Annotated in this window: 13 protein-coding genes; 9 read left to right on the top strand and 4 right to left on the bottom strand. The window is 38.4% G+C overall.

The genetic code is table 11. The features are described from left to right. Positions 1-15: 15 nt before the first annotated feature. Positions 16-1,821, top strand: coding sequence for an ABC transporter ATP-binding protein (locus tag ACMX9J_RS17200; protein WP_416226042.1), 1,806 nt, complete (start codon positions 16-18; stop codon positions 1,819-1,821). Positions 1,822-1,970: 149 nt separating this feature from the next. Beyond that, complete coding sequence (locus tag ACMX9J_RS17205) at positions 1,971-2,633, top strand: potassium channel family protein (protein ID WP_028414113.1); 663 nt, start codon at positions 1,971-1,973, stop codon at positions 2,631-2,633. 42 nt (positions 2,634-2,675) lie between these two features. Here ACMX9J_RS17205 and rnjA read toward each other — a convergent pair whose 3' ends face one another. Both rnjA and ACMX9J_RS17215 read right to left on the bottom strand, forming a co-directional pair. After that, positions 2,676-4,343 (bottom strand): ribonuclease J1, encoded by a 1,668-nt coding sequence (gene rnjA / locus ACMX9J_RS17210; protein WP_013056048.1) that lies wholly within the window; start codon positions 4,341-4,343, stop codon positions 2,676-2,678. Positions 4,344-4,348: 5 nt separating this feature from the next. Next, positions 4,349-4,558 carry a DNA-dependent RNA polymerase subunit epsilon gene (locus ACMX9J_RS17215; RefSeq protein WP_013056049.1) on the bottom strand — a complete coding sequence of 70 codons (210 nt, stop codon included), beginning with the start codon at positions 4,556-4,558 and terminating at the stop codon, positions 4,349-4,351. Positions 4,559-5,107: 549 nt separating this feature from the next. Between ACMX9J_RS17215 and ACMX9J_RS17220 the strand changes: the two genes are divergently transcribed. Then, the gene (locus tag ACMX9J_RS17220) at positions 5,108-5,890 is read left to right on the top strand and encodes a Cof-type HAD-IIB family hydrolase (RefSeq protein WP_033578407.1); all 783 of its coding nucleotides are present in this window, start codon (positions 5,108-5,110) and stop codon (positions 5,888-5,890) included. Positions 5,891-5,919: 29 nt separating this feature from the next. On the opposite strand, the gene def is transcribed toward ACMX9J_RS17220, so the two are convergent. Then, positions 5,920-6,474, bottom strand: coding sequence for a peptide deformylase (gene def, locus ACMX9J_RS17225; RefSeq protein WP_013056051.1), 555 nt, complete (start codon positions 6,472-6,474; stop codon positions 5,920-5,922). A 174-nt stretch (positions 6,475-6,648) separates the two neighbouring features. Continuing rightward, positions 6,649-6,759, bottom strand: a complete 111-nt coding sequence (locus tag ACMX9J_RS17230) for a YjcZ family sporulation protein (protein ID WP_016763434.1) — start codon at positions 6,757-6,759, stop codon at positions 6,649-6,651. Between the two features lie 169 nt (positions 6,760-6,928). Here ACMX9J_RS17230 and ACMX9J_RS17235 point away from each other — a divergent pair, with 169 nt between their 5' ends. The 6 genes from ACMX9J_RS17235 (at position 6,929) to ACMX9J_RS17260 (ending at position 13,583) form a co-directional block, all read left to right on the top strand. Then, a complete protein-coding gene (locus tag ACMX9J_RS17235; protein WP_176344378.1) occupies positions 6,929-7,594 on the top strand; it encodes a YkyA family protein in 666 nt (221 codons plus the stop codon). Between the two features lie 581 nt (positions 7,595-8,175). Continuing rightward, complete coding sequence (gene pdhA, locus ACMX9J_RS17240) at positions 8,176-9,291, top strand: pyruvate dehydrogenase (acetyl-transferring) E1 component subunit alpha (protein ID WP_013056054.1); 1,116 nt, start codon at positions 8,176-8,178, stop codon at positions 9,289-9,291. Positions 9,292-9,294: 3 nt separating this feature from the next. After that, positions 9,295-10,272 (top strand): alpha-ketoacid dehydrogenase subunit beta, encoded by a 978-nt coding sequence (locus tag ACMX9J_RS17245; protein WP_013056055.1) that lies wholly within the window; start codon positions 9,295-9,297, stop codon positions 10,270-10,272. A 102-nt stretch (positions 10,273-10,374) separates the two neighbouring features. Further along, complete coding sequence (locus ACMX9J_RS17250) at positions 10,375-11,676, top strand: dihydrolipoamide acetyltransferase family protein (RefSeq protein ID WP_028407941.1); 1,302 nt, start codon at positions 10,375-10,377, stop codon at positions 11,674-11,676. Between the two features lie 3 nt (positions 11,677-11,679). Then, entirely contained in the window at positions 11,680-13,092 is a 1,413-nt protein-coding gene (gene lpdA, locus ACMX9J_RS17255; protein ID WP_013082295.1) for a dihydrolipoyl dehydrogenase, read from the top strand. A 248-nt stretch (positions 13,093-13,340) separates the two neighbouring features. Continuing rightward, positions 13,341-13,583, top strand: coding sequence for a hypothetical protein (locus ACMX9J_RS17260; RefSeq protein WP_033578408.1), 243 nt, complete (start codon positions 13,341-13,343; stop codon positions 13,581-13,583). The last annotated feature ends 41 nt before the right edge of the window (positions 13,584-13,624 follow it).

Raw genomic sequence — 13,624 nt, forward strand, 5'->3', positions numbered from 1 at the left:
CAGGGGAGGAATAGAATGGCAGGCGAAAAAAATAAAGTTGTGCGAGAGCGCTTTTATTATCAAACAGATCAAATCATTGATAAGACGTTTAACTGGAAGCAAATGGCCCGCTTGTTTCGTTATCTTCATCCATATCGAAAAAACTTGCTTCCTTTCTCGTTTCTTATGGTCATTATCACGACGGTCATTAGACTCGCTATTCCTATTTTGATAGGTGTCTATACGCTTGATCATGCTGTAAAAGATAAGAATAGCACGCTGCTCATGCAGTTAGTTTTCATCATTTTTAGCTTGTATATCCTATCTTATATTGCGAATGTCTTTCGGATTAAATGGATGAATCAACTCGGGCAGCACGTAATATATGATTTAAGAAAACATTTATTTACGCATGTTCAAGGGCTGTCGCACCGGTTTTTTGATACGCGTTCAGGAGGCTCTATTCTTGTAAGGATTATGAATGATATTAACTCTCTTCAAGATTTATTTACCAACGGGGTAGTTAACCTATTTATGGACCTCTTATTGTTAGTGGGAATTGTGGTTATATTATTTTCTCTCAGTCCTGCTTTGACATGTGCTGTTTTAGTCATTTTACCGATTATGTTTTTGATTTCTACAAAGCTGAGAAGAAAAATCCGCCGGTCATGGCAAGTTGTTCGTATGAAGCAGTCAGTATTAAATTCACATTTAAATGAGAGTATTCAAGGTATTCGCGTTACTCAATCATTTGCTCAAGAACAAGAAAATATGCTGTTTTTTGATCGCATAAACAGTGAAAATTACGAGAGCTGGAGGCAAGCTACTCGAAAAAATGCCATGTTTCGACCGTTTGTAGAACTCACAAATGCTGTCGGAACGGCCATTTTAATTTGGTTCGGTGCTGTACTTATTCAAGATGAGCGGCTAACAATTGGTATTTTTGTATCATTTGCTTTTTATCTCGGGATGTTTTGGGAACCGATTTCTCGTTTAGGGCAAGTGTACAATCAATTATTAATGGGAATGGCTTCATCCGAGCGTATTTTTGAATTTCTAGATGAAAAACCTCTCGTCGCAGATTTGGAAACCGCTACGTCTTTAGAGAATATGAAGGGGAAAGTTGAGTTCAAGCACGTCTCATTTTCTTATGATGGGAAGCGTAAAGCTCTAAACAACGTATCAATTGAAATAAAAGAAGGACAGACGGTTGCTTTAGTGGGGCATACTGGATCTGGAAAAACGTCCATTGCTAATTTAATCACACGTTTTTATGATGTGAACGAAGGGCAGATTTTAATTGATGATATGCCTATTCAAGATATTACGTTAGCGAGTTTACGAGCACAAATTAGTATTGTGCTGCAAGAAACCTTTATTTTTTCAGGAACCATTATGGAAAACATTCGGTTTGGAAAACCGGATGCTACTGATGATGAAGTGATTAAGGCCGCAGAAGCGGTGGGGGCTGGTGATTTTATAAAGCGTCTGAAAAAAGGCTATGATACGGAAGTAGAAGAGCGAGGAAACGTCTTATCCGTAGGAGAGCGTCAACTGATTTCATTTGCTCGAACGCTGTTGGCTGATCCTCGTATTATCATTTTAGATGAAGCGACAGCAAGCATCGATACAGAAACAGAAGTGAAGATTCAACAAGCGCTTAAAACGCTGTTAAAAAACAGAACTGCCATCATGATTGCTCATCGGCTATCGACTATACGAGAAGCAGATAACATCATTGTGTTAGATCACGGAAGCATTATTGAAACAGGCAATCACGGGGAACTGATGCTACAAAAAGGCGTATATTATTACCTTGTCCAAACCCATGCTACAGCTTAAAAAACAGAAGGAGCTGATCCTTCTGTTTTTCTGTGAGAAATAGTAAAGAGATATAAGCGTTGTTAACGGGAAAATGAGGTTGATAAAAAAGAATTGTGGTAAAATAACGGTAGTTCAGATTTTTTCCTGTACATAATGGAGGAATTTAAATGAAAAAAGAATTTGCAGTCATCGGATTAGGTAGATTTGGAGGAAGTATTTGTAAAACATTAAGCGATCAAGGAATGGAAGTTCTGGCGATTGATATTGATGAAGAAAAGGTAAATGAGTATGCTAACGTTGCTTCTCACGCAGTAGTAGGCGATTCAATGGATGAAGGGGTTCTAAAAAGTTTAGGAATTCGTAATTTTGATCATGTTATCGTAGCTATTGGTGATAATATTCAGGCGAGTATTTTGACGACCCTTATTTTAAAAGAGCTGGGCGTTGAAAAAATAACGGTAAAAGCGCAAAATGATTATCATGCCAAAGTATTATCAAAAATTGGCGCCAATTTTATCGTGCATCCCGAACGAGATATGGGACGAAGAATTGCCAATAACATGATTTCAAACAGCGTGCTAGATTATTTAGAGCTATCTGAAGAACACAGCATTGTCGAATTAGTAGCAAGCAAAAGAATGGCTGGCAATACGCTGATTGAGTTAGATATTCGTGCGAAATATGGTATTAACATTGTAGCCATTAAGCGTGATCGAGATATCATCGTTTCTCCTCAGGCATCCGAAACGATACAAGAAGGAGACGTGTTGATTGTTATTGGAGCAGACGCAGATATCAACCGCTTCGAAAATAAATTTGCCAGTTCCTAATAAAAAAGAGCAGATGCAATTGCATCCGCTCTTTTTCTTTTATTAAACCTCCATAATGATTGGTAAAATCATTGGACGGCGCTTTGTTTTTTCGTAAAGGAATGGAGCCAATGTGTCTGTGATTTCATTTTTAATCTCAGACCATTGTGACGTACGACGTTCCATCACTTTGTTCAAGTGTTTTGTAATGAGGGACTGTGCATCATTAATTAAGTCGCCAGATTCGCGCATATAAACAAAACCACGAGAGATAATGTCTGGACCAGCAGCGATCTTGAAGTCTTTCATATTGATGCTTACAACGACAATAACAAGTCCTTCTTCAGATAAAATACGGCGGTCACGAAGTACGATATTTCCAATGTCACCAATTCCGCTTCCGTCAATATATACAGAGCCTGAAGGGATTTTTCCGGCTACTGAAGCTTCACTGTCGCTTAAAGCTAGCACCTCTCCATTATCCATAATGAAGCAGTTTTCTTCAGGAACTCCACAGTCTGTTGCAAGTTTGATGTGCATCTTCTGCATGCGATACTCACCGTGAATTGGCATAAAGTATTTTGGTTTCATCAAACGAAGCATTAATTTTTGCTCTTCCTGTCCGCCGTGTCCAGAAGTATGGATATCGTTTAGAGCACCGTGAATAACCTCTGCTCCTGCACGGAATAGCATATCAATTGTTTTGCTAACACTTACTGTATTTCCTGGAATAGGTGAAGATGAGAATACAACTGTATCTCCAGGGATAATTTGAATTTGGCGGTGAGTACCGTTTGCAATTCTAGATAGCGCTGCCATCGGTTCACCTTGGCTGCCTGTACATAAAATAGTCACGCGGTTAGCTGGAATTCGGTTAATTTGAGAAGGCTCAATGAACGTATCTTTTGGACATGAAATATATCCAAGCTGTTGGCCAATCTCAATAGCTGCTTCCATACTGCGTCCGAATACAGCAACTTTGCGGTTATGCAATACGGCTGCTTCCACTACTTGCTGTAAGCGGTGAATATTTGAAGCAAACGTTGCAAAAATAATACGGCCGTCTACTTTACGGAAAATGTCATGAATGCTGTCACCTACGCGGCGCTCAGACATCGTAAAGTTAGGAATTTCACTGTTTGTACTGTCTGAAAGCAAGCATAGAACGCCTTCTTTACCGATTTCAGCCATTTTTGTTAAGTTAGCCGGTTCGCCCACTGGTGTAAAATCAAACTTGAAATCTCCTGTATGTACGATTTGTCCGTTTGGTGTTTTTACCACAATTCCATAAGAATCAGGAATACTGTGAGTTGTACGGAAGAACGTTACCGATGTTTTACGGAATTTAATTACGTCATCTTCAGTAATTTCATGAAGCTGAGCTGTACGAAGCAACCCGTGCTCGTCTAATTTGTTGCGAAGAAGTCCAAGGGCTAATTTTCCTGCATAAATAGGAATGTTTAATTCTCTTAATAAGTAAGGAATTCCGCCGATGTGATCTTCATGACCATGTGTAACGAAAAGGCCACGGATTTTATCTGCATTTTTTACCAAATAACTGTAGTCAGGAATAACGTAGTCAATTCCTAAAAGCTCATCTTCAGGGAATTTAATTCCTGCATCAATAAGAATAATTTCATCTTGAAACTGTACGGCATACGTATTTTTACCAATTTCGCCTAGTCCACCCAGGGCGAAAACTGCCGTTTGATTATTTTTTACAAATTTCATTTTCATCATATCTCCAATACTTTAAAATCTTCATGCTGTTGTTCATATTCTAGATAGTCTCCAGTCACTGCTTGAACAAACTCAATATTAATTGAACGCGCTTTTAACTTTTTACGAACGTCACGCTCAGAATCTGCGTTCACATACACTGTTTTTGTATTTTCACGTACAGCTACTTCACTCATTTTTTCTTGAAAATAAACTTTAAAAATCATAACAAAAATCTCTCCTTAATTCCGAAATTCAAATAACTTATTTTATTATATTATAAAATGTGTATGTATTTCATGTATTTTCTAAAGAAACTTGCTTTCACTACATTTTAGTCATCTAAATATAACAAGTCAATTAATTATAGAATAATATTAATAGGAAACGGATACAAGACTATATTTTCCGGGCGTATAAAAAATAAGGGCTATTCCATTGTACGATGCAGACACACACTCTGCAAATTTTACAACAGAAAGCCCTAAAAAAATCGATTATGCCATCGTTTTTTTACGCAATAATTCATTCCAGCGTTTTAGCAGCCTTTTTCGAAAATCTTTTAACATGATTTTTCAGCTCCTTTGTTTTTTTGCGATACCTGCCTGTCTCTCTCTGTACTTTTATTATATGATGAAAAGGGAGAGGTTTCTCGTGGTTAAATATGGAAAAAATGTAAATAGGAACGTCCATTTATAGAGAAATCAGTGCTTGTTTGGTATAATTGGAAATGCTTAACAAAGAGATAAAAAATTATAAAAAATAAGGTGATAAACGTGGAACGAAAGATTATTTTTTTTGATATTGATGGAACGTTATTGGATCATGATAAAAAACTGCCTGCTTCTACAAAAAAAGCTGTCCAGCTGTTAAAAGAGCAGGGGCATGAAGTGGCAATTGCAACTGGAAGGGCTCCTTTTATGTTTAAAGATCTGCGTGAAGAGTTGGATATTCAAACATATATTAGCTTTAATGGTCAGTACATTGTCTTAAATGGAGAAGTTCTTTACAAAAACCCGTTAAATAAAGAAGAGCTTCAGGATTTAACGGCTTTTGCTGTTGAGCATGATCATCCTGTCGTATACATGGATCATGAAGATATGAAATCAAACATTGAATTTCATGATTATATCGAATCCAGCATCAGCACGCTGAAAATTGGATTTACCCACCCTCACCACGATCCTGCTTATTTCAAAGGGCGTGAAATTTATCAATCCCTCTTATTCTGTACAGCGGGAGAAGAAGCTCCTTATGAAGAAAAATTTAAGAAATTTGACTTTATTCGCTGGCATGAATTTTCAACTGATGTTCTCCCAAAAGGTGGATCAAAAGCGCGAGGAATTGAGACCATGATTGAAAAGCTTGGCTTTGATAAAAAAGATGTATATGCATTCGGAGACGGCTTAAACGATATCGAAATGCTTGAGTTTGTCGGAAATGGCGTAGCGATGGGAAATGCGGAAGAAGTTGTGAAAGAAGTGGCTGATCTTGTTACAAAAGATGTAGCAGAAGGTGGTATTCTCCACGGATTAGAGCTAGTAGGATTGTTAAAATAAGAAAAAACGCGAGCTCTAGCTCGCGTTTTTTAGCGTTCATATGGAAAAGCATTTTCAGGTTCTTGAAATGGGTTTTCTTTATTGATGTAATCATAAAACATAATTCCGTCTAAATGATCAATCTCGTGCTGAAATACGACAGCAGGAAGGCCTTTCAAACGAATTTTCACTTCTTCGCCTTCAAGCGTTGTGCCTTTTACTGTGATGCGTGCATATCGAGGAACAAATCCTGGGATATCTTGATCGACAGACAAGCAGCCTTCACCGCCTGTAAGGTATGTCTTTTCAACTGAGTGGCTAATGATCTTAGGGTTAAATAATGCATAGCTGTATAGCTTGCCTTTTTCATCCGTAACGTGTACCCCAATCATTCGTTTTGATACATTAATTTGAGGAGCGGCAAGTCCGATACCAGATCGCAGTCCATATTTAGCAGCAATTTCAGGGTCTTGGCTGTTTTTCACATATTCTAATAAGCTATGTAAAATCTTTTTGTCTTCTTCAGAAGCAGGTAACGGTACTTCTTTTGCTACTTCTCGCAGCGTTGGGTGTCCGTCTTGGATAATATCGTTCATTGTAATCAACTTTCACATCTCCCTAGGCTATTTTATAGGTATAAAGTGTACCAAATCCGTATAAAAAAGTCATTACCTCGACCTTGACCACATAAATGTTTCTACTAATTATATGTATCAAACATTTGGAAAAACATGCATAAGAAAAAATAAAAGCGGCAGTTAGCCGCTTTTATTGTATAATTACCAGCCGCCACAGCTGCAGCCGATAATAACTAATAAAATGAACAGTACGATTAATAACACGAAACCTTTATTAGAACCGCCGCAGCCATATCCACCATAACCCAACATAATGTAACCTCCCGTAGTTATCAATCCCAAGGTAAAAAGTAATAAACTCCCTTTTTTTCACGATTGGGTTAGTATAATATATTAAAAGGTGGAAAAAGGGTGTAGATAAATTGCTAATTTCCTACAAAAATTGTATAATGACCCATGAATAAGGGAGGATTTACCAAAAATGAAATGCGTCGGAAGATATATAGTTATTGGCATTGCTGCTATGTCACTAGCAGGCTGTACAGAGGGCTCATCGCCTGAACTTGAGGTATATAATGGATTAGAAAAAGTGGTAGCACAAGAAAAGCAATTTGCTGATCAGCAAAAACCGTTAGCTGATTTAGAACAGCAAGAAAATGCGATATACGACCAAATTATTGAGCTAGGGATTAAAGATAAAAAGAAAATAAAAAATAAAGCACAAAAAGCGCAGCAGTTATTAGATGAGCGTGAAAATAAATTACAAAAAGAAGAAAAAAGCATCAGCGCTTCGCAAAAACAGTTTGAAGCGACAGAGCCAAAGATCCAAAAGCTAGAGGACGGCAAAGCAAAAGAAGAGGCGCTTGAACTATCTTCGTTAATGAAGAAGCGTTATAAGGCCTACCAGTCCTTACATGATGCCTATCTTCATTCCATTGAATTAGATCGTCAGCTATATACGCTCTTTGAAAAAGACAATGTGAAATTAGAGAATCTTGAAACACAAATCGCTTCGATCAATGCTACTTATAAAGAAGTTGAAAAGAAAAAAGAAACGTTTAACACACTAACAGCTGACTATAACAAAGCCAAAGAAGATTTTTATAACAAAACGAAGTTAAAGGTGAAAAATAGCGAGGATAAATAAGAAGGCCTGTGAAGTTTACAGGTCTTTTTTTTTGGCTGAAAAGGAAGGTTTTCTGAAATAAAGAAAGAGTTTCGACACGATTCAAGTAAAAATTACAAAAGGTTATTGTTTTAAAAAATCGTTTATTTGTGGCAAGATAGGAGATGTGCAGACGTAAAAAAAGAGAAGGTTATTATAAAACATATAATACAGTTTGTATCTGTGTAATAGTACAGCATGTCTTTTTTATGTGTTTTATTTCACAAACTAAAAAAGCGTAATTTCTTGATGTAAATGCATTGACGAACTGTTTTAGTGTATTGTAAACTAGGTAGCGTAGTAAGTGTTGTATTAATCATTTTTGCAAAATAATTAATACAGTTTAACGAAACGCTCGTTTCGCTTAAACTTTCCTTTTACGTAAATGTTTGCACAGAATTCGCTGGGGAATACATAGAAATGTTAAGGATTAGCGAATTCAAAAAGCTACTCGACAAAATATGACTTTTACTTGTCCATTTGGGACATTCTAAAAGCGTGTATGTTTGTTTGATTAGTAAAATGAATTTATACGGCTTAAATGAAAGGAAGAGGTGACTTAGATGGCTGCTAAAACTAAAAAGGCTATTATTGATGTATCAAAGCAACTTGATAAAATCGCTGAGCAGTACCAAACGTTCCAAATTCTTAATGAAGAGGGCGAAGTAGTAAATAAATCAGCGTTGCCAGATTTATCTGACGAAAAATTAAAAGAGTTAATGACTCGCATGGTATACACTCGTATTCTTGATCAACGTTCAATTTCATTGAACCGTCAAGGTCGTTTAGGTTTCTATGCACCAACTGCTGGGCAAGAAGCTTCTCAAATCGCTTCACATTTCGCATTAGAAAAAGAAGACTTCATTTTACCTGGGTACCGTGATGTGCCTCAGTTAATTTGGCATGGTCTTCCACTATATCAAGCGTTCTTATTCTCTCGTGGTCATTTCCACGGTAACCAAGCGCCAGAAGGTGTAGATGTACTTTCTCCACAAATCATCATCGGTGCACAAATCGTGCAAACTGCTGGTGTGGCACTAGGTCTTAAAAAGCGCGGTAAAAAAGCAGTAGCGATCACTTATACAGGTGACGGCGGAGCTTCACAAGGTGACTTCTACGAAGGTATGAACTTCGCAGGTGCATTCAAAGCTCCAGCAATCTTTGTTGTACAAAACAACCGCTTTGCAATTTCAACACCAGTTGAAAAGCAATCTGCAGCACGTACAATCGCTCAAAAAGCAGCGGCTGTTGGTATCCCAGGCGTTCAAGTAGACGGTATGGATGCACTAGCAGTATACGTTGCAGTAAGCGAAGCTCGTGAGCGTGCAGTAAACGGTGAAGGTCCAACTTTAATTGAAACATTAACTTACCGTTATGGTCCACATACAATGGCTGGTGACGATCCAACTCGTTATCGTACAGCTGAGCTTGACACTGAGTGGGAAAAGAAAGATCCACTTGTTCGCTTCCGTAAATTCTTAGAAGCTAAAGGCATCTGGAATGAAGAAGAAGAAAACAAAGTAATCGAGCAAGCTAAAGAAGATATCAAACAAGCTATTAAGAAGGCTGACGATTATCCAAAACAAAAAGTTACAGATTTAATGGAAATCATGTACGAAACTATGCCTTCAAACTTACAAGAGCAATATGAAATCTACAAAGAGAAGGAGTCGAAGTAAGCCATGGCGCAAATGACAATGATTCAAGCGATTACTGATGCGTTACGCACAGAAATGAAAAACGACGAAAACGTATTAGTTTTTGGTGAAGACGTTGGCGTAAACGGTGGAGTATTCCGTGCGACTGAAGGTCTTCAACAAGAATTCGGTGAAGATCGCGTATTCGATACGCCATTAGCTGAATCTGGTATCGGTGGTCTTGCTGTGGGTCTATCGACTCAAGGTTTCCGTCCGGTTCCTGAAATTCAATTCTTTGGTTTCGTATACGAAGTACTTGATTCTGTATCAGGTCAAGCTGCACGTATGCGCTACCGTTCTGGCGGTCGCTGGAATGCACCAATCACATTCCGTTCACCATTTGGTGGAGGCGTTCATACACCAGAACTTCACGCTGATAGCTTAGAAGGTATCGTAGCATCTCAACCTGGTCTAAAAGTTGTAATTCCTTCAACTCCATACGATGCAAAAGGTCTTTTAATTTCATCAATCCGTGATAACGATCCGGTTGTATACTTAGAGCACATGAAGCTTTACCGTTCATTCCGTCAAGAAGTACCTGAAGAATCATACACTATTGACTTAGGTACAGCTGATGTGAAACGTGAAGGTACAGACGTAACGCTTATCGCTTACGGTGCAATGGTACACTCATCGTTAAAAGCAGCTGAAGAACTAGAAAAAGAAGGTATCTCTGCTGAAGTAGTGGACTTACGTACAGTTCAACCTTTAGATATCGATACAATTCTTGCATCAGTTGAAAAAACTGGTCGCGTAGTAGTAGTTCAAGAAGCTCAAAAACAAGCTGGTATTGCAGCTAACGTTGTAGCTGAAATTAACGATCGTGCAATCTTAAGCTTAGAAGCACCAGTATTACGTGTAACAGCACCGGATACTGTGTTCCCATTCTCTCAAGCTGAGGGCGTATGGTTACCAGACCACAAAGATATCGTTGAAACAGCTAAGAAAGTACTTGAATTTTAATTAGCATTTTACTGTGATAGAAATCAGCTTTATGCTGATTTCTGTCTTAGATAAAATAAACACTAACAAATTGAACGCAACTAACTAGGAGGGTGAAGACACGTGGCATTTGAATTTAAACTGCCGGATATCGGTGAAGGTATCCACGAAGGTGAAATTGTAAAATGGTTCGTAAAAGCTGGAGATGAAATTGATGAGGATGATGTACTAGCAGAAGTACAAAATGACAAAGCTGTTGTTGAAATCCCATCTCCTGTAAAAGGTAAAGTATTAGAAGTAAAAGTTGACGAAGGTACAGTAGCTACTGTAGGACAAGTTATCGTTACTTTTGATGCTCCTGGATACGAAGACTTAAAATTCAAAGGTGACGATCATGATGATGCACCAGCAGAAGAAGCTAAAGAAGAAGCTTCAACTGAAGAAGTGACTGAAGAAGCAACAGCTCCTGCAGCACAAGCTGATGTTGATCCTAACCGTAAAGTAATTGCTATGCCTTCAGTGCGCAAATATGCTCGTGAAAAAGGTGTAGACATTAAAGCTGTTCCTGGTTCAGGTAAAAACGGACGTATTGTTAAAGATGACATCGATAGCTTCTTATCTGGTGGTTCTACAGCTACAGCAACTGCTGAAGCTCCAGCTAAAGAGGAAACTGCTTCAGCTGAACCAAAAGCAGCTGCAGCACAAGCTATTCCTGAAGGCGACTTACCAGAAACTCGCGAGAAAATGAGCGGTATCCGTCGTGCAATCGCAAAAGCTATGGTTAACTCTAAACACACTGCTCCACACGTAACATTAATGGATGAAATCGATGTAACAGCTCTTGTTGCTCATCGTAAAAAATTCAAAACAGTTGCAGCAGATCAAGGTATTAAATTAACATTCTTACCTTACGTGGTAAAAGCGTTAACTTCAGCACTTAAGAAGTTCCCAGCTCTTAACACTTCAATTGATGATTCTACAGATGAAGTAATTCAAAAACATTACTACAACATCGGTATCGCTGCTGACACTGAAAAAGGTCTTTTAGTACCAGTTGTGAAAAATGCTGATCGTAAATCTGTATTCGAAATTTCGGATCAAATTAACGACCTTGCTGGAAAAGCACGTGATGGTAAATTAGCTCCTGCTGAAATGAAAGGCGCTTCTTGTACAATCACAAATATCGGTTCTGCTGGTGGACAATGGTTTACTCCAGTTATCAACCACCCAGAAGTTGCAATTCTAGGTATCGGACGTATCGCTGAAAAACCAGTTGTACGCGACGGTGAAATTGTAATTGCTCCAGTATTAGCATTATCACTAAGCTTTGACCACCGTATTATCGATGGCGCAACAGCTCAAAACGCTCTTAACCAAATCAAGCGTTTATTAAATGATCCAGAATTATTATTAATGGAGGCGTAATAAATGGTAGTAGGAGATTTCCCAATCGAAACTGATACTCTTGTCATTGGTGCTGGCCCTGGTGGCTACGTTGCAGCAATTCGTGCAGCTCAATTAGGTCAAAAAGTTACAATCGTAGAAAAAGGTAATCTTGGAGGCGTATGCTTAAACGTTGGTTGTATTCCTTCAAAAGCATTAATCGCTGCAGGTCACCGTTTTGAACATGCTAAACATTCTGAAGACATGGGGATTATCGCTGAGAACGTAACAGTTGATTTCTCTAAAGTTCAAGAATTCAAAAACGGCGTTGTAAACAAACTTACTGGCGGTGTTGAAGGCCTTCTTAAAGGTAACAAAGTTGACATCGTAAAAGGTGAAGCTTACTTCGTTGACAGCGAAACTGTACGTGTAATGGATGAAAATTCAGCACAAACGTACAAATTCAAAAATGCAATCCTTGCAACTGGTTCTCGTCCAATCGAGATCCCTGGATTCAAATTCTCTGAGCGCGTAATCAACTCTACAGGTGCATTAGCGCTTAAAGAAGTTCCTAAAAAATTAGTTGTAATCGGCGGAGGTTACATCGGCACTGAGCTTGGTACTGCTTTTGCTAACTTCGGCACAGAAGTTACATTTGTAGAAGCTGCTGATGAAATTCTAGCTGGTTTTGAAAAACAAATGAGCTCTCTTGTTAAACGTAACCTTAAGAAAAAAGGAAACGTTGAAATCTATACAAAAGCAATGGCTAAAGGTGTTGAAGAAACTGCTGATGGCGTACAAGTTACGTTTGAAGTAGGCGGAGAGTCAAAAGTAATCGATGCTGACTACGTATTAGTTACTGTAGGTCGCCGTCCTAACACGGATGAGCTTGGTCTTGAGCAAGTTGGCGTTAAAATGACTGACCGTGGTCTTATCGAAATCGATAACCAAACTCGTACATCTGTAAGCAACATCTTTGCAATTGGTGATATCGTAACTGGACCACCACTTGCACACAAAGCTTCTTACGAAGGTAAAATCGCAGCTGAAGTAATCGCTGGCGAACCTGCTGAAATTGACTATTTAGGAATTCCAGCAGTTGTATTCTCTGAGCCTGAGCTTGCATCTGTAGGTTATACTGAAGCACAAGCAAAAGAAGAAGGATTAGCTGTTAAAGCTTCTAAATTCCCATTCGCTGCTAACGGACGTGCGCTTGCACTTAACGCTGCAGAAGGCTTCTTGAAGCTTATCACTCGTAAAGAAGACGGAGTAGTTGTTGGTGCTCAAATCGCTGGACCTAGCGCATCTGACATGATCGCTGAACTTGGTCTTGCTATCGAAGCTGGCGTAACAGCTGAAGATATCGCATTAACAATTCACGCTCACCCAACATTAGGTGAAATCACAATGGAAGCTGCTGAAGTAGCAATTGGAAGCCCAATTCACATTGTAAAATAATGTTTTTAAAAAGCTGATGCATACGCATCAGCTTTTTTTTTTGAAGAAAACGGTTTTTATAAAGTATAAGGTGCTTGTCAGACAGTTTTTTACTGGTTGAGTATAATTTCTAGCAGAAAGATGTAAAAAGCGCTGAGACAGTCTTAAATGAGTTCTAGATGCATACATATGAAGTGGGACGTGCTTTGCTTATAGTTGGATACAAAATTGCTTCTTTGAATAACGAATGAAAAGGCGGCGAAGGAGCTATGAAGACATATTTCGTTTGGAGCTTGCACATTGTTATTTGGATGGGGTATTCACTGGTTGAATTATTATCAAAACGTGATCAATTGACATCTAAAATTATTTTATTTTTAGTATTTGCTTATTTAGCTTACGGTATAGCAGAAATGAACGTCAAATCTAAAAGACTGGCGCTTATGATGACGGGCACAACGTCAGCTATCTGCTTGACATGTTATCAACTAATTTTATTTTGCACGGCGTAAGATAAAAAAAGCGTTAGCTTATATAAACTAACGCTTTTTTT

Source organism: Priestia sp. RMT2NF4, assembly GCF_047872835.1.
Lineage (GTDB): Bacteria > Bacillota > Bacilli > Bacillales > Bacillaceae_H > Priestia > Priestia zanthoxyli.

Bases quoted from the DNA above. Each gene is read 5' to 3' on its own strand.
- ACMX9J_RS17200 (WP_416226042.1), top strand. From the start codon at position 16: ATGGCAGGCGAAAAAAATAAAGTTGTGCGAGAGCGCTTTTATTATCAA.
- ACMX9J_RS17205 (WP_028414113.1), top strand. From the start codon at position 1,971: ATGAAAAAAGAATTTGCAGTCATCGGATTAGGTAGATTTGGAGGAAGT.
- rnjA (WP_013056048.1), bottom strand. From the start codon at position 4,343: ATGAAATTTGTAAAAAATAATCAAACGGCAGTTTTCGCCCTGGGTGGA.
- ACMX9J_RS17215 (WP_013056049.1), bottom strand. From the start codon at position 4,558: ATGATTTTTAAAGTTTATTTTCAAGAAAAAATGAGTGAAGTAGCTGTA.
- ACMX9J_RS17230 (WP_016763434.1), bottom strand. From the start codon at position 6,759: ATGTTGGGTTATGGTGGATATGGCTGCGGCGGTTCTAATAAAGGTTTC.
- ACMX9J_RS17235 (WP_176344378.1), top strand. From the start codon at position 6,929: ATGAAATGCGTCGGAAGATATATAGTTATTGGCATTGCTGCTATGTCA.
- pdhA (WP_013056054.1), top strand. From the start codon at position 8,176: ATGGCTGCTAAAACTAAAAAGGCTATTATTGATGTATCAAAGCAACTT.
- ACMX9J_RS17245 (WP_013056055.1), top strand. From the start codon at position 9,295: ATGGCGCAAATGACAATGATTCAAGCGATTACTGATGCGTTACGCACA.
- lpdA (WP_013082295.1), top strand. From the start codon at position 11,680: ATGGTAGTAGGAGATTTCCCAATCGAAACTGATACTCTTGTCATTGGT.
- ACMX9J_RS17260 (WP_033578408.1), top strand. From the start codon at position 13,341: ATGAAGACATATTTCGTTTGGAGCTTGCACATTGTTATTTGGATGGGG.